This window comes from Stenotrophomonas indicatrix, assembly GCF_050573115.1.
GTDB lineage: Bacteria > Pseudomonadota > Gammaproteobacteria > Xanthomonadales > Xanthomonadaceae > Stenotrophomonas > Stenotrophomonas lactitubi_A.
The window spans coordinates 1137490-1158538 of sequence record NZ_JBNYZT010000001.1 but is presented as its reverse complement, the minus strand read 5'-3'; the positions used below and the strand labels follow the sequence as shown (position 1 = coordinate 1158538).

General features: G+C 63.7%; 19 protein-coding genes and 3 tRNA genes. All 22 read left to right on the top strand.

The window, feature by feature from the left end; genetic code table 11:
* The first annotated feature begins 188 nt into the window (after positions 1-188).
* The 22 genes from ACQ5SA_RS05310 to nusA all read left to right on the top strand — a co-directional run bounded on the left by ACQ5SA_RS05310 (position 189) and on the right by nusA (position 21021).
* The gene (locus ACQ5SA_RS05310) at positions 189-1124 is read left to right on the top strand and encodes an isopenicillin N synthase family dioxygenase (RefSeq protein WP_499313035.1); all 936 of its coding nucleotides are present in this window, start codon (positions 189-191) and stop codon (positions 1122-1124) included.
* 659 nt (positions 1125-1783) lie between these two features.
* On the top strand, positions 1784-2539 hold the full coding sequence (gene tpiA / locus ACQ5SA_RS05305) for a triose-phosphate isomerase (protein WP_100553097.1): 756 nt from the start codon (positions 1784-1786) through the stop codon (positions 2537-2539).
* 50 nt (positions 2540-2589) lie between these two features.
* Complete coding sequence (gene secG, locus ACQ5SA_RS05300; RefSeq protein ID WP_025876192.1) at positions 2590-3027, top strand: preprotein translocase subunit SecG; 438 nt, start codon at positions 2590-2592, stop codon at positions 3025-3027.
* 51 nt (positions 3028-3078) lie between these two features.
* Positions 3079-3163, top strand: a tRNA-Leu gene (locus tag ACQ5SA_RS05295).
* A 112-nt stretch (positions 3164-3275) separates the two neighbouring features.
* The gene (locus tag ACQ5SA_RS05290) at positions 3276-3632 is read left to right on the top strand and encodes an NADH-quinone oxidoreductase subunit A (protein WP_005414075.1); all 357 of its coding nucleotides are present in this window, start codon (positions 3276-3278) and stop codon (positions 3630-3632) included.
* Entirely contained in the window at positions 3623-4177 is a 555-nt protein-coding gene (locus tag ACQ5SA_RS05285; RefSeq protein WP_089236302.1) for a NuoB/complex I 20 kDa subunit family protein, read from the top strand. Before ACQ5SA_RS05290 ends, ACQ5SA_RS05285 begins: the two co-directional genes overlap by 10 nt.
* A 33-nt stretch (positions 4178-4210) precedes the next feature.
* Positions 4211-4957: an NADH-quinone oxidoreductase subunit C gene (locus tag ACQ5SA_RS05280; protein WP_499313030.1), complete on the top strand. Its 747-nt coding sequence runs from the start codon at positions 4211-4213 to the stop codon at positions 4955-4957.
* On the top strand, positions 4954-6261 hold the full coding sequence (locus ACQ5SA_RS05275) for an NADH-quinone oxidoreductase subunit D (protein WP_089236300.1): 1308 nt from the start codon (positions 4954-4956) through the stop codon (positions 6259-6261). Before ACQ5SA_RS05280 ends, ACQ5SA_RS05275 begins: the two co-directional genes overlap by 4 nt.
* A 97-nt stretch (positions 6262-6358) precedes the next feature.
* The gene (gene nuoE, locus ACQ5SA_RS05270; protein WP_025876204.1) at positions 6359-6886 is read left to right on the top strand and encodes an NADH-quinone oxidoreductase subunit NuoE; all 528 of its coding nucleotides are present in this window, start codon (positions 6359-6361) and stop codon (positions 6884-6886) included.
* Positions 6887-6890: 4 nt separating this feature from the next.
* Positions 6891-8231, top strand: coding sequence for an NADH-quinone oxidoreductase subunit NuoF (gene nuoF / locus ACQ5SA_RS05265; RefSeq protein WP_499313023.1), 1341 nt, complete (start codon positions 6891-6893; stop codon positions 8229-8231).
* Positions 8228-10462: an NADH-quinone oxidoreductase subunit NuoG gene (gene nuoG / locus ACQ5SA_RS05260; protein WP_499313020.1), complete on the top strand. Its 2235-nt coding sequence runs from the start codon at positions 8228-8230 to the stop codon at positions 10460-10462. The genes nuoF and nuoG overlap by 4 nt, the downstream gene beginning before the upstream one ends.
* Entirely contained in the window at positions 10459-11553 is a 1095-nt protein-coding gene (gene nuoH, locus ACQ5SA_RS05255) for an NADH-quinone oxidoreductase subunit NuoH (RefSeq protein WP_108265503.1), read from the top strand. The genes nuoG and nuoH overlap by 4 nt, the downstream gene beginning before the upstream one ends.
* Positions 11554-11556: 3 nt before the next feature.
* Complete coding sequence (gene nuoI, locus ACQ5SA_RS05250; RefSeq protein ID WP_005417924.1) at positions 11557-12045, top strand: NADH-quinone oxidoreductase subunit NuoI; 489 nt, start codon at positions 11557-11559, stop codon at positions 12043-12045.
* A 9-nt stretch (positions 12046-12054) separates the two neighbouring features.
* A complete protein-coding gene (locus ACQ5SA_RS05245; RefSeq protein WP_089236296.1) occupies positions 12055-12714 on the top strand; it encodes an NADH-quinone oxidoreductase subunit J in 660 nt (219 codons plus the stop codon).
* Complete coding sequence (gene nuoK, locus ACQ5SA_RS05240; protein ID WP_033831640.1) at positions 12711-13016, top strand: NADH-quinone oxidoreductase subunit NuoK; 306 nt, start codon at positions 12711-12713, stop codon at positions 13014-13016. The genes ACQ5SA_RS05245 and nuoK overlap by 4 nt, the downstream gene beginning before the upstream one ends.
* A 7-nt stretch (positions 13017-13023) precedes the next feature.
* Complete coding sequence (nuoL, locus tag ACQ5SA_RS05235) at positions 13024-15183, top strand: NADH-quinone oxidoreductase subunit L (RefSeq protein WP_180166332.1); 2160 nt, start codon at positions 13024-13026, stop codon at positions 15181-15183.
* Positions 15184-15206: 23 nt separating this feature from the next.
* Positions 15207-16715, top strand: coding sequence for an NADH-quinone oxidoreductase subunit M (locus ACQ5SA_RS05230; RefSeq protein WP_089236294.1), 1509 nt, complete (start codon positions 15207-15209; stop codon positions 16713-16715).
* Positions 16716-16730: 15 nt separating this feature from the next.
* Positions 16731-18191, top strand: a complete 1461-nt coding sequence (gene nuoN, locus ACQ5SA_RS05225; protein ID WP_089236293.1) for an NADH-quinone oxidoreductase subunit NuoN — start codon at positions 16731-16733, stop codon at positions 18189-18191.
* A 129-nt stretch (positions 18192-18320) separates the two neighbouring features.
* Positions 18321-18397, top strand: a tRNA-Met gene (locus ACQ5SA_RS05220).
* An 84-nt stretch (positions 18398-18481) separates the two neighbouring features.
* Positions 18482-18558, top strand: a tRNA-Met gene (locus tag ACQ5SA_RS05215).
* Positions 18559-18914: 356 nt separating this feature from the next.
* Positions 18915-19505 (top strand): ribosome maturation factor RimP, encoded by a 591-nt coding sequence (gene rimP / locus ACQ5SA_RS05210; protein WP_089236292.1) that lies wholly within the window; start codon positions 18915-18917, stop codon positions 19503-19505.
* Positions 19506-19509: 4 nt separating this feature from the next.
* Positions 19510-21021, top strand: coding sequence for a transcription termination factor NusA (gene nusA, locus ACQ5SA_RS05205; protein WP_499313007.1), 1512 nt, complete (start codon positions 19510-19512; stop codon positions 21019-21021).
* The last annotated feature ends 28 nt before the right edge of the window (positions 21022-21049 follow it).

Genomic DNA, 21049 nt, shown 5'->3' with positions numbered 1-21049 from the left:
GCGGTTTCAGGTGGGCAGCGAGGGCGTTTCCCGGCGTGACGAAGTCGTTAACTCGCGCGCGGGTTGCGCATTGTATCGGTTTGTTTCAGCGTGTCGGTGGCGTGTCCCGATCTATCTGTCACAATGTTCAGATCGGCCGCTGTGACCCGGGCGGCCCGTACCGACTCAACGACAAGCCAGGAACCGCTGTGAGCCAGATCCCCACCCTCGACATCACCCGTTTCGACAGTGACCGCGACGCCTTCGTGGCCGAGCTCGGGGCGGCATATCGCCAATGGGGGTTTGCCGGCATTCGCAACCACGGCATCCCGCAGGCCGACATCGATGGGGCCTATGACGTCTTCAAGGCCTTCTTCGCACTGCCGGATGAGACCAAGCGCAAGTACCACGTGGCTGGCAGCGGCGGCGCCCGTGGCTATACCCCGTTCGGTGTGGAGACTGCCAAGGGCTCCAAGCACTTCGACCTGAAGGAGTTCTGGCACATCGGTCGCGAGATCGCCGACGACTCCAAGTACCGGGACGTGATGGCGCCGAACCTGTGGCCGTCCGAGGTCGAGGGTTTCCGTGAGCGTGGTTACGGCCTGTACCAGGCGTTGGACAACCTGGGGTCGCGCGTGCTGTCGGCCCTGGCCCTGCACATCGGCCTGCCGGAGCACTTCTTTGCCGACAAGACCAATTTCGGCAATTCGATCCTGCGCCCGATCCATTACCCGCCGATCACCACCGACGACATCCCGAACGTGCGTGCCGGTGCCCATGGCGACATCAACTTCATCACGCTGCTGGTCGGTGCCAGCGCGGCAGGCCTGGAAGTGCAGTCGCATGATGGGGACTGGGTGCCGTTCACCTCGGACGCGGACACCATCGTGGTCAACATCGGCGACATGCTGCAGCGCCTGACCAACCACGTGTATCCGTCGACCATCCACCGTGTGGTCAATCCCCCGGGCGAGCTGGCCCGCCAGCCGCGCTATTCGGTGCCGTTCTTCCTGCACCCGAACCCGGATTTCCTGATCGACGTGCTGCCCTCGTGCATTACCGAGGAGAACCCGAGCCGGTACCCGGAGCCGATCACCGCGCACGGCTTCCTCGAAGAGCGCCTGCGCGAGATCAAGCTGAAGTAATGAATGAGAAGGCCGCCGAAAGGCGGCCTTTTCCTTTGCAGGGTTGCACCCTGCACCCGCAGAGGCCAAAGCCAAAGCCAAAGCGGCTCTGGAATGTTCCGTGGGGAGGCGGGGAGGTGTCGGATGGCGGGGACGCCGTAAACCCATCCATGGGGGCTTGGCCGCGGCATCCATGCCGCGGACACCCCGCCATCCGACACCTCCCCGCCTTCGGCACCTCCCTGCGGCTGTTGGTAGGCGTCGACCTTGGTCGACACGATCTATCCAGGTCATGCGTGGATGAGATCTGTCAGATCTCGAAGCAGGGGAGGGGGCCGAAGCTCTGCTTTCGCTTTTGCTTTTGATCTTCTTTTTTCTTTCCGTGGCGGGCGGACCGCCGCAATGTGTCATGGGCCGGGCGGGTGGGGCTGGCGAGGGTGTCCGCGGCATGGATGCCGGGGCCAAGCCCCCAGGGATGGGTTCACGGCGTCCCTCGCCAGTCCCACCTGCCCGGCCAACCCCGCAAATCCAGCCGGGGCTCTCCGCGGCCAACCCAACCTCAAACCCGCCACGAGGGGCTGCGCCGTTGGCTGAAAATCCATGTAACCGCTTACAAAGAAACGGTTTTTTGCCGCAGCAGGTATCATGGGCGGCTGAGTTCATACAGGAGCCACCCGCTCATGCGCCGCAAGATCGTCGCTGGAAACTGGAAGCTGCACGGCAGCCGTCAATTCGCCACCGAACTGCTGGGGCAGGTCGCCGCCGGGCTGCCGAAGCGCGGGGTGGAGGTGGTGATCCTGCCGCCGATGCCCTACCTGGGTGAGCTGGTCGAAGATTTCGGCGACACCGGCCTGGCCTTTGGTGCACAGGACGTCAGCAGCAACGAGAAGGGCGCCTACACCGGTGAGGTATGCGCGGCCATGCTGCACGAGGTGGGTGCCCGCTATGGCCTGGTCGGCCACTCCGAGCGCCGCCAGTACCACAACGAGAGTAGTGAGCTGGTCGCGCGCAAGTTCGCGGCCGCCCTGCACGCCGGCCTGGTGCCGGTGCTGTGTGTCGGTGAAACCCTTGAGCAGCGGGAGGCCGGACAGACCGAGTCGGTCATCGCCAGCCAGCTGGCCCCGGTGCTCGAACTTGTCGGGGCGGAAGGCTTCGCCAATGCCGTGGTCGCCTACGAGCCGGTCTGGGCGATCGGAACCGGCCGTACCGCAACCAAGGAGCAGGCGCAGCAGGTGCACGCGTTCATTCGTGGCGAAGTCGCGCGCATCGATGCTAGAATTGCTGATTCACTGCCCATTGTTTACGGCGGTAGCGTGAAGCCCGACAATGCCGGGGAACTGTTCGCGCAGCCGGATGTCGATGGTGGGTTGGTTGGTGGTGCCTCCCTGGTGGCCGCCGACTTCCTGGCCATCGCAGAGGCGGCGGCAAACAATTAGTTACGGTTGCCGGCTAGCCGCCGGCACTCTAGTCCGAGGGCGGATTTCCAATGCTGATGTTGATCCTCAATGTCGTCTACGTGCTGGTTGCCGTAGCCATGGTCGCGCTGATCCTGATGCAGCGTGGCTCGGGTGCGGCGGCAGGTTCGGGCTTTGGCGCTGGCGCCTCGGGGACTGTGTTCGGTGCGCGTGGCGCGTCCAACTTCCTGTCCAAGTCGACCAAGTGGCTGGCCGTGGTGTTTTTCGGTATCAGCCTCTTCATGGCCTGGTACGCCGGCCACGGCAACCGCCCGGCCGCCGATCAGGATCTGGGCCTGATGTCCGCCCCGGCGGCCAGTGCTCCGGCCGCTCCGGCGGGCGAATTGCCGGCCGTTCCGAAGGCCGATGCGGTCCCGGCCGCCCCGGTTCCGGCCGCAACTGTGCCGGCTCAGGCGGAATCTTCGGTTTCTGGTGAAGAAAAGCCTTCGGAAGGCTCCCAGAAAGACTGAAGCCGGTTACAATACGCGGCGCATCGGGAAGATAGTCTGATGTGATCGTTTGCCCAGGTGGCGGAATTGGTAGACGCACTACCTTGAGGTGGTAGCGACTTAGGTCGTAGGGGTTCGAGTCCCCTCTTGGGCACCATTTAGTAAGTAAAGCGGGTTCGTCTGGCGCGCAAGGCGCCAGGCAGATTCCCGTCCACTCCCCCATGCCAAAGCGCCTGCAGGCGCAGCGGCAGAGGCAAGAGAGAATCGCTGTGCTGGCCGAATATTTGCCGTCTCTGCTGTTTCTGATCGTTGCCACCGGTATCGGCATTACGCTGATGCTGGTTGGTCGATTCCTCGGTCCCCGCCGCCCCGATCTGGAAAAGCTGTCGCCGTACGAGTGCGGCTTCGAAGCCTTCGAAGACGCACGTATGAAGTTCGACGTGCGCTACTACCTGATCGCGATCCAGTTCATCGTCTTCGACCTGGAAATCATCTTCATCGTGCCGTGGACGCAGGTCTTCATGGAGCTTGGCGCGCGTTCGCTCGTCACCATGGGTCTGTTCGTCGGCATGCTGTTCCTCGGTTTCATTTATGTCTGGAAGAAGGGAGCGCTGGAATGGGAGTGATTCAGACTCTCGATGGCCTGATGACCAATCCTGTCCCGGAAGGGCGGGTTGATGACATCCTGCGGCCGGAAGGCGACAACCCCCTGTTGGAAAAGGGCTTTGTCACCACCAGCGTCGATGCCCTGCTGAACTGGGCACGTACCGGTTCGATGTGGCCCATGACCTTCGGTCTGGCCTGCTGTGCGGTCGAAATGATGCACGCAGGTGCGGCGCGCCTGGACCTTGACCGCTACGGCGTGGTGTTCCGCCCGTCGCCGCGTCAGTCCGACGTGATGATCGTCGCCGGCACCCTGGTCAACAAGATGGCCCCGGCGCTGCGCAAGGTCTATGACCAGATGCCCGACCCCAAGTGGGTGATCTCCATGGGCAGCTGCGCCAACGGCGGTGGTTACTACCACTACTCCTATTCTGTGGTGCGCGGCTGTGATCGCGTGGTGCCGGTGGACATCTATGTCCCGGGCTGCCCGCCGACCGCCGAGGCGCTGGTGTACGGGATCCTGCAGCTGCAGAAGAAGATCTGGCGTACACAGACCATCGCCCGCTGACCCCTTTACCTGACAAGAGCGCGCCAAGCCCCCATGGCAGAGCAAGCATCCTTCATCGACCGACTCTCCGCACGTTTCGCAGGTGCGAAGGTCATCGTGGTCGAACCCCGCGGCGAAGTGACGCTGGAAGTGCCTGCCACTGAGTGGCACGCCACCGCCCTCGCGCTGCGTGACGAGTTTGGTTTCGAACAGGCCGTTGATCTCTGCGGCGTCGATTACCTCGGCTATGGTTCCGATGAGTGGGACACCGCCGACGTGTCGTCGCAGGGCTTCAGCCGCGGTGTCGAAGGCAAGGCCCAGGGCCGCTTCGCCTGGGGCGAATTCCCCAGCGAAGAGAGCGCCGACGGTGCCCGCCCGCAGCACATGCCGACCCAGCGCTTTGCCGTGGTCGCACAGCTGCGTTCGTACCAGCACAACCTGATGATGCACCTGCGCTGCTTCGCTCCTGACGAAGCGCTGCCGGTGGTGTCCTCGCTGACCGGCATCTGGCCGGGCCTGAACTGGTTCGAGCGCGAAGCGTTCGACCTGTATGGCGTGATCTTCGAAGGTCACCCGGACCTGCGCCGGATCCTGACCGATTACGGTTTCGTCGGCCATCCGTTCCGCAAGGACTTCCCGCTGATCGGCAACGTCGAAGTCCGCTACGACGAAGAAAAGAAGCGTGTCATCTACGAACCGGTCACCTCGGTGGAGCCGCGTGTCGGCGTGCCGCGCGTGATCCGCGACGACGCCCGTCTGCAGACCGCTGCCGGCGAGCGCTCGCAGGAGGCAGTGAAGTGAGTCACGTACACCAGGCCGGCGAAGCATTCGCCAGCAATGCTGCCGAAAGCCGGCAGGAAATCCGCAACTACACCATGAACTTCGGCCCGCAGCATCCGGCCGCGCACGGTGTGCTGCGCCTGATCCTGGAGATGGACGGCGAGACCATCATGCGTGCCGACCCGCACGTGGGTCTGCTGCACCGGGGCACCGAGAAGCTGGCCGAGTCCAAGCCGTTCAACCAGTCGATCGGCTACATGGATCGCCTGGATTACGTGTCGATGATGTGCAACGAGCACGCCTACGTGCGCTCGATCGAGACCCTGATGGGGATCGAGGCGCCGGAGCGCGCGCAGTACATCCGCACGATGTTCGACGAGATCACCCGCATCCTGAACCACCTGATGTGGCTGGGCTCCAACGCACTCGACCTGGGTGCGATGGCAGTCATGCTGTACGCCTTCCGCGAGCGCGAAGAGCTGATGGACTGCTACGAAGCGGTCTCCGGCGCGCGCATGCACGCGGCGTACTACCGTCCGGGCGGCGTCTACCGCGACCTGCCGGACCACATGCCGAAGTACAAGGAATCGCGCTGGCACAAGGGCAAGGCCCTGAAGAACCTCAACGCCTCGCGCGAAGGTTCGCTGCTGGACTTCCTGGAAAACTTCACCAATGAGTTCCCGGGTCGTGTCGACGAATACGAGACCCTGCTGACCGACAACCGTATCTGGAAGCAGCGTACCGTTGGCATCGGCGTGGTCACGCCGGAGCTGGCCCACCAGTGGGGCATGACCGGCGTGATGCTGCGCGGCTCGGGCATCGCCTGGGATCTGCGCAAGAAGCGTCCGTACGCAAAGTACGACGCCGTCGATTTCGACATCCCGCTGGGCAAGGAAGGCGATTGCTACGATCGCTACCTGTGCCGCGTGGCTGAAATGCGCGAGTCCAACCGCATCATCAAGCAGTGCGTGGCGTGGCTGAAGGCCAACCCAGGCCCGGTCATGGTCAAGAACTTCAAGGTCGCTCCGCCCAAGCGCGAGGACATGAAGGACGACATGGAAGCGCTGATCCACCACTTCAAGCTGTTCAGTGAAGGCTATTGCGTGCCGGCCGGCGAGACCTACGCCGCGGTTGAAGCGCCCAAGGGCGAATTCGGCTGCTACCTGGTTTCCGACGGCGCCAACAAGCCGTTCCGCGTACACCTCCGTGCGCCGGGCTTCGCCCACCTGTCCTCGATCGATTCGATCGTGCGCGGCCACATGCTGGCCGACGTGGTGGCGATGATCGGTACCTACGATCTGGTGTTCGGCGAGGTTGACCGGTAATGCCGTCCGCCACGCCAACGCCCGCTGCAGGCAGCCGGCGCAAGCCGGCGCCGCAGTTTCTGCAATTTCACGTTATGCATTTCGCTGAGGTCGGCCGATGAAGGCGACAGGTAATTTCGAGGCGGCGCGCGACGTCGACCCGATGGTGGTGTTGAGCGACAAAACCCGCGCTCACATCGATCACTGGCTGTCCAAGTTCCCGCCGGACCGCAAGCGCTCTGCCGTGCTGCAGGGTCTGCATGCTGCCCAGGAGCAGAACCAGGGCTGGCTGACCGACGAGCTGATCGCCGGCGTGGCCAAGTACCTGGACCTGCCGCCGGTGTGGGCCTACGAGGTTGCCAGCTTCTACTCGATGTTCGAGACCGAGAAGGTGGGCCGCAACAACGTGGCCATCTGCACGAACATCAGCTGCTGGCTCAATGGCGCCGAAGACATCGTGCGCCATTGCGAGAAGAAGCTGGGCATCAAGAACGGTCAGTCGACCGCTGACGGCCGCGTCTACCTCAAGCGTGAGGAAGAGTGCCTGGCCGGCTGCGCGGGTGCACCGATGATGGTCATCAATGGTCACTACCATGAGCGTCTGACCCTGGAAAAGGTCGACGAGCTTCTGGACGGGCTGGAGTAAGGGCATGGCACATCACCACGAATCCAAGGGTCCGGTCGGCCCCGCGCCGCTGCCGCACCAGGTGGTCTACACCACCCTGCATTACGACACTCCGTGGTCGTACGAAAGCTATCTGAAGACCGGTGGCTATGCTGCCCTGCGCAGGATCCTCGAAGAGAAGATCCCGCCGGAGCAGGTCATCGAGATGGTCAAGGCCTCCGGCCTGCGCGGCCGTGGCGGCGCAGGTTTCCCGACCGGCCTGAAGTGGTCCTTCATGCCCAAGGGCAACGTGCAGAAGTACATCCTCTGCAACTCGGATGAATCCGAGCCGGGCACCTGCAAGGATCGCGACATCCTGCGTTACAACCCGCATTCGGTGGTGGAAGGCATGGCGATCGCCTGCTATGCCACCGGTTCGACCGTGGGTTACAACTACCTGCGCGGTGAGTTCCACCACGAGCCGTTCGAGCACTTCGAACAGGCCCTGGCCGACGCCTATGCAAACGGCTGGCTGGGCAAGAACGTGATGGGTACCGGCGTGGATATCGATATCTACGGCGCCCTCGGTGCCGGCGCCTACATCTGCGGCGAAGAAACCGCGCTGATGGAATCGCTGGAAGGCAAGAAGGGCCAGCCGCGTTACAAGCCGCCGTTCCCGGCCAACTTTGGCCTGTATGGCAAGCCGTCGACGATCAACAACACCGAAACCTATGGTTCGGTGCCGGCAATCATCCGCAATGGTCCCGAGTGGTTCAAGGGCCTGAGCCTGACCGCCAATGGCGGCCCGAAGTGCTTCTCGGTGTCCGGCTGCGTGCAGAAGGGCGGCAACTTCGAAGTGCCGCTCGGTACCACCTTCGATGACCTGCTGGAAATGGCTGGCGGCCTCAAGCCGGGCCGCAAGCTCAAGGGCGCGATCCCGGGCGGCGTGTCCATGCCGGTGCTGACCGCGGCCGAGCTGAAGGGCCTGCCGATGGACTACGACACCATCCGTGCGCTGGGCTCCGGGCTGGGTTCCGGTGCGGTCGTGGTGCTGGATGACAGTGTCTGCTGCGTCAAGTTCGCTTGCCGCATCAGCCAGTTCTTCCACAAGGAATCCTGTGGCCAGTGCACCCCGTGCCGCGAAGGTACCGGCTGGATGCACCGCGTGCTGGAGCGCATCGTCGCCGGCAAGGCCACGATGGAAGACCTGCACCAGTTGAAGACCGTGGCCGGTCAGATCGAAGGTCACACCATCTGTGCGTTCGGCGAAGCGGCGGCGTGGCCCATCCAGGGCTTCCTGCGCCAGTTCTGGGACGAATTCGAGTACTACATCGTCAACGGTCATTCGATGGTTGACGGCAAGAAGGTGGAGGCAGCCGCTGCATGAGCGCGCAACCCATAAATCCCAGCGTGCCACCGGACCACGTCACCATCGAGATCGATGGCAAGTCGCTGGTCGTGCCCAAGGGTTCGATGATCATCCAGGCCGCCGACAAGGCGGGCATTTCGATTCCGCGCTTCTGCTACCACGAGAAGCTGCCGATCGCTGCCAACTGCCGCATGTGCCTGGTCGACGTGGAAAAGTCGCCGAAGCCGGCACCGGCCTGCGCCACGCCGGTGATGGATGGCATGAAGGTCGCCACCCGCAGTGAAAAGGCGCTGAAGTTCCAGCGCTCGGTGATGGAATTCCTGCTGATCAACCACCCGCTGGATTGCCCGATCTGCGATCAGGGCGGCGAGTGCGAACTGCAGGACGTGTCGCTGGGTTACGGCCGTTCGGTCAGCCGCTTCAACGAGCGCAAGCGCGTGGTGGCCGACGAGGACATGGGGCCGCTGGTCGCCACCGAGATGACCCGCTGCATCCAGTGCACCCGCTGCGTCCGCTTCACCGCCGACGTTGCCGGTACCTACGAACTGGGTGGCATGTACCGCGGTGAAAACCTGCAGATCGGCACCTACGACGGCAAGCCGCTGACCACCGAGCTTTCGGGCAATGTGGTTGACGTGTGCCCGGTCGGCGCGCTGACCAACAAGGTGTTCCAGTTCCGCGCCCGTCCGTGGGAACTGACCGCGCGCGAATCGCTGGGCTACCACGACGCGATGGGCTCGAACCTGTTCCTGCACGTGCGTCGCGGCGAAGTGCTGCGTACCGTGCCGCGCGACAACGAAGCCGTGAACGAGTGCTGGCTGTCCGATCGTGACCGCTATTCGCACCAGGGCCTGTACAGCGAAGATCGTGCGGTCAAGCCGCTGCGCAAGGTTAATGGTGAGTGGAAGGAAGTGAGCTGGGCTGAAGGCCTGGCCGCTGCTGCCGAGATCCTCAAGGCCAACCAGGGTGACAACCTGGGCGTGCTGGTGCACCCGTCGACCTCGAACGAAGAGGGCGCACTGCTGGCCCGCCTGGCCACTGGCCTGGGTTCGAGCAACATCGACCACCGCATCAACAACCGCGACTTCTCCGACGCCGCCACCGCCGAAGTGTTCGGCCTGCCGCTGGCCGAGATCGAAGGCGCCGACCGTATCGTCGTTCTGGGCAGCAACATCCGCCACGAGCTGCCGCTGCTGCACGCCCGCCTGCGCAAGGCACAGACGACCAACGGCGCGAAGATCCACGTCGTCAACCCGGTCGATTTCGATTTCGCCTTCAGCATCGCCGGCAAGCAGATCGTGGCGCCGTCGAAGTTCGCCGATGCGCTGGCCAACGCCGAGCTGCGTTCGGCGGTGCAGGGCGGTACCAATACGGTGCTGATCGTCGGTGGCATCGCCGAGAACCACCCGCAGGCTGCCGCGATCCGCGCCGCTGCGCGTGAGTTCGCCGCCGCCACCGGTGCCAAGCTGTGCCGTATCCCGCAGGGCGCCAACGCGATCGGCCTGACCCGCGCCGGCGTGCTGCCGGCCGGCAAGGACGTCGCCGCGATGCTGGCCGATCCGCTCAAGGCTTACGTGGTCTACGGCCTGGAACCGGGCCTGGACTTCGCCGATGCTCCGGCTGCGCGCAAGGCGCTGGTCGGCGCACAGGTGGTGGCTTTCAGCCAGTTCGCCTGCGCCTCGACCCGCGACGTCGCCGACGTGATCCTGCCGATCGGTGCGCTGCCGGAAATCGATGCCACCCTGACGAACCTCGATGGTCGCGAGCAGTCGGCCCGTGCCGGCGGCAAGCTGCCGGGCGAGGCCCGTGAGGGCTGGCGCGTGCTGCGTGCGCTTGGCGGTGAGCTGGCCGTGGCCGGCTTCGAGTTCATCGACCTGGCCGGCCTGCGCGCCAGCCTGGCACCGGTGAGCGTGCAGGTGTCCGCGTCGGCACAGCCGGTGCTGGCGGGCGAGGGCATGGAAGTGGCCTCGACCGCTGCGATCTACCGCACCGATGCGGTGGTCCGTCGCGCCCCGGCGCTGCAGTCGCATCCGCTGAACAACGCCCCGCGCATGGTGCTCAACGCTGACGATGCCGCCCGCCTGCAGCTGCAGGAAGGGCAGATGGCCAAGGTCGGCACCGATGCCGGCAAGGCCACCCTGCCGGTGGTGGTCGATGCCCGCGTCGCTGCGGGTTCGGTCTGGATTGAATCGGGCCACGGCGCAACCGCGCCGCTGGGTGCCGCTCGTGTTTCGGTGGTGGCTGCATGAACGAATTGCTGATTAACGCGGTCGATCCGCTGCACCAGTGGCTGCTTGGCCTCGGTGACATCGGCGCGCTGATCTGGATCATCCTGAAGATCCTGGTGATCACCGTTCCGGTGATCGTCTCGGTGGCCTTCTACGTGGTCTGGGAACGCAAGCTGATCGGCTGGATGCACGTCCGCCACGGCCCGATGTATGTGGGCATGGGCATCTTCCAGGCCTTCGCCGACGTCTTCAAGCTGCTGTTCAAGGAAGTCCTGCAGCCCAGCAGCGCCAACAAGGCGATCTTCCTGCTGGCGCCGCTGATCACCCTGGCCCCGGCCTTCGCGGCCTGGTCGGTGGTGCCGTTCGACAACCAGCTGGTGCTGTCCAACGCCAATGCCGGTCTGCTGTACCTGCTGGCGATGACCTCGCTGGGCATCTACGGCGTGATCCTGGCCGGTTGGGCCTCCAACTCGAAGTACGCGTTCCTCGGCGCCATGCGCGCCTCGGCACAGATGATCAGCTACGAAATCGCGATGGGCTTTGCCCTGGTCGGTGTGATGATCGCTTCGGGCAGCCTCAACCTCAGCAACATCGTGATGGCCCAGGCTGGCAGCTCCGGCTTCTTCGATTGGTTCCTGATCCCTCTGTTCCCGCTGTTCATCGTGTACTGGGTGTCCGGCGTTGCCGAAACCAACCGCGCGCCGTTCGACGTGGTGGAAGGCGAGTCGGAAATCGTCGCCGGCCACATGGTCGAGTACTCCGGCGGTGCCTTCGCACTGTTCTTCCTGGCCGAATACGCGAACATGATCCTGATCAGCTTCCTGATCTCGATCTTCTTCCTCGGCGGCTGGCTGAGCCCGATCCAGGGCTGGGTCAATCCGGGCGAGATCTCGCCGTTCATCGACTGGATCTGGAAGGGCGGCTGGCCGTGGCTGTTCGTCAAGGTCTTCTTCTTCGCCAGTGCCTACATCTGGTTCCGAGCAAGCTTCCCGCGCTTCCGCTATGACCAGATCATGCGCCTGGGCTGGAAGGTCTTCATCCCGCTGACCATTTTCTGGATCGCGGTTACCGCCGTCATGGTGTTCTTCGGCGTGATTCAAAAGGGCGTCTAAGTGATGAACAGGATTACCCATTACTTCAAGAGCCTGCTGCTGCTCGAACTGCTGGCCGGTCTCTGGCTGACGCTGAAGTACAGCTTCAAGCCGAAGTACACGATGATGTACCCGATGGAGAAGTTCCCGCAGTCGCCGCGCTTCCGTGGCCTGCACGCCCTGCGCCGTTATCCCAACGGTGAAGAGCGCTGCATTGCCTGCAAGCTGTGCGAAGCGGTGTGCCCGGCATTGGCCATCACCATCGATTCGGCCAAGCGCGAGGACGGCACCCGCCGTACCACCCGCTACGACATCGATCTGTTCAAGTGCATCTTCTGCGGCTTCTGTGAGGAAAGCTGCCCGGTGGACTCGATCGTCGAGACCCACATCCTCGAGTACCACTTCGAGAATCGTGGCGAAAACATCGTTACCAAGCCGCAGCTGCTGGCCCTGGGCGACCGTCTCGAATCCGAGATCGCCGAGCGTCGTGCCGCCGATGCCGCTTACCGCTGAGGTCGAGAGATGGATTGGGTAAATATCGCTTTCTGGGTCTTCGCCATCGCGGCAACGGTTTCGGCCGCTGCGGTGATCAGCGTGCGCAACCCCGTGCATGCTGTCCTGTGCCTGGTGCTGACCTTCTTCTCCATCGCCTGCGTGTGGCTGCTGGTCGGCGCCGAGTTCCTCGGCGTGGCACTGGTGCTGGTCTACGTTGGTGCCGTGATGGTGTTGTTCCTGTTCGTGGTGATGATGCTCGACATCGATCCGGACAAGCTGCGTGAGGGCTGGGTGCGTTACCTGCCGGTCGGCCTGATCGTGGCCGTGGCCATGCTGGTGCAGATGCTGATCCTGATCGGCGTGAAGGGCAGGACGGTCAACCCGTTCCCGGCCGACAACGCCGCCGCGCTCGCCGCCGACAGCTCCAACGTCACCTGGCTGGCGCGCAGCCTGTTCACCGAGTACCTGCTGCCGTTCGAGTTCGCCGCCGTCATCCTGACCGTGGCCGTGGTCGCCGCGGTGATGCTGACCCTGCGCCGTCGTGAAGGCCTGAAGACGCAGAACCCGTCGCAGCAGACCATGGTCAAGGCACACGACCGCCTGCGCGTGGTCAAGATGGACGTCGAGCAGCCGCTGATCCACAGCAACACCAAGCCGGCCGCTGGCGACGAGGAGACCAAGGCATGATCACTCTGGGCCACATCCTGGCGCTGGGCGCGGTGCTGTTCTGCATCAGCCTCGCCGGCATCTTCCTCAACCGCAAGAACATCATCGTCCTGCTGATGTCCATCGAGTTGATGCTGCTGTCGGTCAACATCAATTTCGTCGGGTTTTCGCGGGAACTGGGGGACACGGCCGGCCAGCTGTTCGTGTTCTTCATCCTGACCGTGGCTGCTGCCGAGGCCGCCATCGGCCTGGCGATCCTGGTGACCCTGTTCCGTACACGCCGAACGATCAATGTCGGCGAAGTCGATTCGTTGAAGGGCTGATCCACAGATGGAAATCACTCTCTCCAAGAGTCTGTTGATCGCAGTGGTGCTTGCACCGCTGTTCGGCAGCATCATCGCCGGCCTGTTCGGTCGCCAGGTCAAGCGCTTCGGTGCGCAGACCATCACGATCCTCGGTGTCGCGGTTGCCTGCGGCCTGTCGATGCACACGCTCTACCAGCTGCTGTGGGGCGGGGCGCAGCCGTTCAACGAGAACCTGTACACGTTCTTCGAAGTCGGCCAGTACTCGGCCCACGTCGGCTTCATGGTCGACAAGCTGACCGCGATGATGATGGTGGTGGTGACCTTCGTGTCGCTGCTGGTCCACATCTACACGATCGGCTACATGCAGGACGATCCGGGCTATCAGCGGTTCTTCAGCTACATCTCGCTGTTCACCTTCTCGATGCTCACCCTGGTGATGAGCAACAACTTCCTGCAGCTGTTCTTCGGCTGGGAAGCAGTAGGCCTGGTGTCGTACCTGCTGATCGGTTTCTGGTTCAAGCGCCCGACCGCGATCTTCGCCAACATGAAGGCGTTCCTGGTCAACCGCGTCGGTGACTTCGGCTTCCTGCTGGGCATCGCCGGTGTGTTGTGGGTGTTCGGTACCCTGGATTACTCGCAGGTGTTCTCGCAGGCCGGCATGCTCGCCGACCCGCGCGCCCAGCTGCAGATCTGGGACGGCACCATGTTCGGCATGCAGCTGCTCAACGAGCCGGTGATCTGGTCGATCGCCACCGTCATCTGCATCGGCCTGTTCATCGGCGCCATGGGCAAGTCGGCGCAGGTTCCGCTGCACGTGTGGCTGCCGGATTCGATGGAAGGCCCGACCCCGATCTCGGCACTGATCCACGCCGCGACGATGGTGACCGCCGGTATCTTCATGGTCACCCGCATGTCGCCGTTGTTCGAGCTGTCGCAGACCGCGTTGAACTTCATCCTGTTCATCGGTGCCACCACCGCGTTCTTCACCGGCCTGATCGGCATCGTGCAGAACGACATCAAGCGCGTCGTCGCGTACTCCACGCTGTCCCAGCTGGGTTACATGACCGTCGCCCTGGGCGTGTCGGCATACTCCGCCGCCGTGTTCCACCTGATGACCCACGCCTTCTTCAAGGCGCTGCTGTTCCTGGGTGCCGGCTCGGTCATCATCGCGATGCACCACGAGCAGGACATGCGCAAGATGGGCGGCCTGCGCAAGTACATGCCGATCACCTTCATCACCATGTGGATCGGTACCCTGGCCCTGGTCGGTACGCCGTTCTTCTCCGGCTTCTACTCGAAGGACACCATCATCGAGGCCGCCGAGATCCACGCCCACATGCAGAACAGCTGGGTAGCCACGTATGGCTACTGGGCCGTGCTGGGTGGCGTGCTGGTGACCAGCTTCTACAGCTTCCGCCTGCTGTTCCTGACCTTCCACGGCAAGGAACGCTTCCGCGACGCACACGATGATCATGGTCATGGTCATGACGACCACCATGCCGCCGACGCACATCATGCCGACGCGCATGACGACCACGGCCATGGCCACGGTCCGCATGAGCCGCATGAAACGCCGTGGGTGGTGACGCTGCCGCTGATCCTGCTGGCCATCCCGTCGATCGCCATCGGTTTCTTCAGCATCGGTCCGATGCTGCATGGCACCGACTGGGCCGGTCACCACGCCCATGCGGCGATCAAGGGCCAGGTCAACACGTTCTTCACCGGCATCGTCGATTTCTACGATCCGGCCAAGAACACCGTGGCCTTCCTGGGCGAGGAGTTCCATGGTCCGGTGGCGTTCGCGCTGCACGGCATGATGCTGCCGCCGTTCTGGCTGACCCTGGCAGGCTTCCTGCTGGCTGCGTTGTTCTACCTGTGGAAGCCGGACCTGTCGGGCAAGGCGCGCAAGACCTTCGCCCCGGTGGTGTCCGTGCTGGAAAACAAGTACGGCTTCGACAAGCTGTGGATCGATGGCCTCGCCGGTGGCAGCGTCAAGCTGGGCAAGGTCTCGCGCTGGATCGACAGCAACATCGTCGACGGCGTGGTCAATCTCTCGGCACGTGTTGTGGACGTCGCAGCCAGCGTGCTGCGTCGTACCCAATCCGGTTTCCTCTATCACTACGCCTTCGCGATGATCATCGGCCTGATTGCCCTCCTGGGCGTGCTGATGCATTACCTGCGTTGATGACCTGTACGGAATAAGAAGACGTGTCGAACTGGCCTCTACTCAGTGTCCTCATCTGGCTGCCGATCCTCGGCGGTGCCCTGATCCTTGCGATCCGTGATGCGCAGACCGCCCGCTGGGCGTCCCTGGGCGTCGCGGTGCTGACCTTCGTGGCGAGTCTCTCGCTGCTGGGCGGCTACAACCCGGGCATCGACGCGCTGCAGTTCGTCGAGACCCACGCCTGGATCCCGACCTACAACATCGGCTACAACCTGGGCGTGGACGGCATCGCCGTAGCGCTGATCCTGCTGACCACGCTGGTCAGCGTGCTCGCCCTGATCGGTGCCTGGAGCGCGATCGACAAGCGCGTGAACCAGTACGTGGCTGCCTTCCTGATCCTGGAAGGTGTCACCGTCGGTATCTTCTCGGCCACGGACGCGATGCTGTTCTACGTGTTCTTCGAGGCGATGCTGATCCCGATGTTCCTGATCATCGGTGTCTGGGGCGGCCCTCGCCGCATCTACGCTGCGCTGAAGTTCTTCCTGTACACCTTCCTCGGCTCGGTGCTGATGCTGGTGGCGCTGATCTACCTGTACATGAAGGGCGGCAGCTTCCAGCTTGCCGACCTCTATGCACTGCAGCTGTCGGGCAAGGAACAGACCTGGATCTTCTTCGCCTTCCTGATCGCGTTCGCGGTCAAGGTGCCGATGTTCCCGGTGCACACCTGGCTGCCGGACGCGCACGTGGAAGCGCCGACCGCCGGTTCGGTGATCCTGGCCGCCATCGCGCTGAAGATCGGTGGCTACGGCTTCCTGCGCTTCAACCTGCCGATCGTCCCCGATGCGTCGCAGGAATGGGCATGGCTGGTCATCGCACTGTCGCTTATCGCGGTGATCTACGTCGGCCTGGTCGCCCTGGTGCAGGACGACATGAAGAAGCTGATCGCCTATTCGTCGATCGCGCACATGGGCTTCGTCACCCTGGGCACCTTCATCGCCCTGTGGCTGGTGCGTGAAGCCGGCAACGTCGATGCGGCCCGCCTGGGCCTGCAGGGCGCCATGGTGCAGATGATCTCGCACGGCTTCGTGTCCGGCGCGATGTTCTCCTGCGTCGGCGTGCTGTACGACCGCATGCACAGCCGCCGCATCGCCGATTACGGCGGCGTGGTCAACGTGATGCCCTGGTTCGCCACCTTCGCCATGCTGTTCTTCATGGCCAACGCGGGTCTGCCGGGTACCAGCGGTTTCGTCGGCGAGTTCATGGTCATCCTCGCGGCGTTCCAGCGGAACCCGTGGATCGCCCTGGGCGCAGCCACCACCCTGATCATCGGCGCGGCTTACACCCTGTGGCTGTACAAGCGCGTCTTCTTCGGCGAGGTGGCCAACAGCCACGTTGCCGAACTGAAGGACATCAACGGCCGCGAATGGCTGGTGCTGGGCGTGTTCGCCATTGGCGTGCTGGCCCTGGGCATCTACCCCAAGCCGCTGACCGACCTGATGGAGCCCTCGATCGCAAAGCTGGCGATGCAGATCGCATCCAGCAAGTTGCTGTAATTCCAGGATTTGATGATGACCACCTCGCCGCTGCTGCCACTGACCGCCGCTGACCTGCCACCGCTCGCTCCCGAGCTGGTGCTGATCGGCAGCGCTTTCGCCCTGATGATCCTCGACCTGTTCGTCAGCGAACGGAACAAGATCGTCACCCACCTGTTCTCGGTCGCCGCACTGGCCGTCGTACTGTTCATGCTGGCCACCGGTGTGGGCGGGCAGGGGGAGGTCTTCCATGGCATGTTCGTGCGCGATACCGCCGCGGACGTGATGAAGACCGGGATCGTGCTGCTCAGCGGCCTGACCCTGATCTACGGCTGGGGCTATCTGCGCGAGCGCAAGCTGTTCCAGGGTGAGATTCCGGTGCTGATTCTGTTCGGCACGGCCGGCATGATGATCCTGGTCTCCGCCGGCAGCCTGCTGATGGTGTACCTGGGCCTGGAACTGCTGGCCCTGTGCTCCTACGCATTGGTTGCCAGCAACCGTGAAAGCGGCCTGGCCTCGGAAGCGGCGATGAAGTACATCGTCCTCGGCTCGCTGGCTTCGGGCCTGCTGCTGTACGGCATGTCGCTGATCTACGGCGCCACCGGCAGCCTGCACCTGGATGCCATCCAGGCTGCCATCCCGCACTCGGAAGAGCGCGTACTGCTGATCACCGGCGCGGTGTTCATGATTGCCGGTGTTGCCTTCAAGCTGGGTGCCGCACCGTTCCACATGTGGCTGCCGGACGTGTACCAGGGTGCACCAGCACCGATCGCGCTGTTCATCAGCTCGGCACCGAAGCTGGCCGCCTTCGGCATGGCCTATCGCCTGCTGGAAATGGGCGTGGGCCCGCTGTCGACCGAACTGCAGCTGATGATTGCCGGCCTGGCCGCGTTGTCGCTGGTGATCGGCAACCTGATGGCCATCGCACAGAGCAACCTCAAGCGCATGCTGGCGTTCTCCACCGTGTCGCACATCGGCTTCCTGCTGATGGGCATCGCCGGTGGCGGTTCGCAGGGTTATGCGGCTGCGCTGTTCTACGCCCTGGCCTACGCGATCATGTCGACCGCAGCCTTCGGCGCGATCATCGCACTGTCGCGTGCCGGCTTCGAGGCCGAGAACATCGAGGACTTCAAGGGCCTGAACGCCCGCAACCCGTGGATGGCCGGCCTGGTGCTGTGCATCATGGCGTCGCTGGCAGGCATCCCGCCGTTCCTTGGTTTCTGGACCAAGCTGGCCGTGCTCGGCGCAGCCATCAACGGTGGCCTGTTGTGGCTGGCGATCCTGGGCGTGCTGTGCGCCGTGGTCGGCTGCTTCTACTACCTGCGCGTCATCAAGGTCATGTACTTCGATGAGCCGGTGGGCGAGGCCATGCCGCGCAGCAAGGACCGCGTGCTGGGTGTGGTGCTGGGCGTGAACGCACTGGCATTGCTGGCGCTGGGCCTGGCCTGGAACCCGATCATGGTCTGGTGCCAGCAGGCATTTGCGCATCTTGCATAAAAGTTGACACAAAGCTGCGCGATTCGTGTAATATACGCAGCTTGAGTTGTCACTGCAGCGGTTCAGCCAGAACATCGTTGCGGAGCGCCTCCACTCGCCAGAGTGGGGCAGCGGTTCAAACACTTCCGGTGCGGGGTGGAGCAGTCTGGCAGCTCGTCGGGCTCATAACCCGAAGGTCGCAGGTTCAAATCCTGCCCCCGCTACCAACACATCGAATCGGCGCCAACCAATTCGATGAATGAGGAAAAGCTTGCATGTTTTGAAGTTATCCCTCATAATTCCGCTTCTGATGCGGGGTGGAGCAGTCTGGCAGCTCGTCGGGCTCATAACCCGAAGGTCGCAGGTTCAAATCCTGCCCCCGCTACCAAGTAAAGAATACGCCTTCGAAGCTCTGCTTCGAGGGCGTTTTTCTTTGCGGCTTCTGCCGATCCGCCGGGCTATGCCTGGCGAGCGCAGCGAAGGGTTTCAGGACGGTCGCAGCCTTGCACCAGAGCGGTGCAGGGGCTATCATCAGCGGCCTAGAAGTACCCCTGACGGCGGCACTCCCCATCGGAGGTCCACCCGGAAGGAGGGCCGCAACACGCTTGTTCAGCGCGTTGCAACCGGAATCCAGTCACCGGAGTCTTTCCGGAAAAGGGGCCCAGCGGGCCCTTCGTCGTTTTCGGGGCGTCATGTTTCCATGCTGGCCAAGGCCGGCACCCAACCAAGAGATCAAGGCAGGCTGTGAGCGACAAGGCAACCGACATCGCGAATCTGCTCGCCCCGACCGTTGTGTCGCTGGGCCTGGAGCTGCTGGGCGTTGAGTATCTGCCGGCCCCCGGCGGTGCGACCCTTCGCCTTTACATCGACGTGCCGCTGGCGGAACAGCCGGAGCGCATCATCAATGTGGACGACTGTGAGCGGGTAAGCCGCGAAGTCTCGGCACAGATGGACGTCGAGGACCCGATCAGCGGCAATTACACGCTGGAAGTCTCCTCGCCGGGCGTGGATCGCCCGCTGTTCAACCTGGAGCAGTTCGGTCGTCACCTCGGCGAATCGGCCAAGGTCACGCTGAAGCTGCCGCAGGAAAACCGCCGTCGTCTGCAGGGTCGCATCGACGCGATCGACGAGGCGCAGGGCAGCATCACCTTCATCGTCGACAACACCGCACTGGTGGTGTCGGCCGACAACATCGACAAGGCGCGGATCATGCCTGACTGGGTGGCGCTGGGGCTGGCCCCGAGCAAGCCGACCGGTCCGGCGCCGAAGCGTCCGAAGCCGAACAAGAATTCTTCTTCCAACGAGCCGGCGGCAAAGAAGCCGCGCGCGGAGTGAGCCAATGAGCAAGGAACTGTTGCTGGTAGTGGACGCGGTCGCCAACGAGAAGGGCGTGCCGCGTGAAGTGATCTTCGATGCCATCGAGGCCGCCCTGGCCTCGGCAGCGAAGAAGCGCTATCCCGACGAGGAAGTGCTGACCCGCGTGGTCATCGACCACAAGGATGGCAACTACGAAACCTACCGCCGCTGGGAAGTGGTGGCCGATGACGTGGTGATGGAATCGCCGGATCGCCAGATCCGCCTGATGGATGCGGTCGACGAAGCCGAAGGCGTGGACGTCGGCGATTACATCGAAGAGCAGATCGAGAACCCCGACTTCGGTCGTATCGCCGCCCAGGCCGCCAAGCAGGTGATCGTGCAGCGCGTGCGCGAAGCCGAGCGCCAGCAGGTGGTCGATGCGTGGGCCGACCGTGTGGGCGAGCTGATCACCGGTGTGGTCAAGCGCGCCGAGCGCGGCAACATCTATGTCGACCTTGGCGGCAACGCCGAGGGTTTCATTCCGAAGGACAAGGGCATTCCGCGTGACGTCCTGCGTGCCGGCGACCGCGTCCGCGGTTACCTGGCCGAAGTGCGTTCGGAACCGCGTGGCCCGCAGCTGTTCATCAGCCGCGCCGCCCCGGAATTCATGATCGAGCTGTTCAAGCTGGAAGTGCCGGAAGTCGGCCAGGGCCTGGTGGAAATCAAGGCCTGTGCCCGCGACCCGGGCGACCGCGCCAAGATCGCCGTGCTCGCCCACGATGCCCGCACCGATCCGATCGGCGCCTGCATCGGCATGCGTGGTTCGCGCGTGCAGGCCGTGTCCAACGAGCTCAATGGCGAGCGCGTGGACATCGTCCTGTGGAACGAGAACCCGGCCAACTTCGTCATCAATGCGATGGCGCCGGCTGAAGTGCAGTCGATCATCGTCGATGAAGACAAGCATTCGATGGACCTGGCTGTTGCTGAAGACCGCCTGGCCCAGGCGATCGGCAAGGGCGGCCAGAACGTGCGTCTGGCCAGCCGCCTGACCGGTTGGCAGCTGAACGTGATGACCCAGGACCAGGTGACCGCCAAGTCGGAAGCCGAGCAGGCTTCGGCCCGCCAGCTGTTCATGGACAAGCTGGAAGTGGACGAGGAAATCGCCGGCATCCTGGTCAGCGAAGGCTTCGGCACGGTCGAGGAAATTGCATATGTACCGGTCGGCGAACTGCTGGCCGTGGAAGGTTTCGACGAAGACATCGTCGAAGAGCTGCGCGCACGTGCCCGCGATGCGCTGCTCAATGAGGCCCTGGCAGTCGAGGAAGGCCTGGAGGACGGCCAGCCGGCGCAGGACCTGCTGTCCCTGAAGGGCATGGACGAAGCCACCGCATATGCGTTGGCCGGCCACGGCGTGCGTACCAGCGAGGACTTGTCCGACCTGGCCGCCGACGAGGTCATGGACTTCGGCATCGAAGGGCTGGACCAGGAGCGCGCCGCGGCGCTGATCCTGGCCGCGCGTGCCGAGGAAATCGCCCGACTGGAACGCGGCGAATGAGCCGGCAATGAACAGGGCCCTGAGCCGA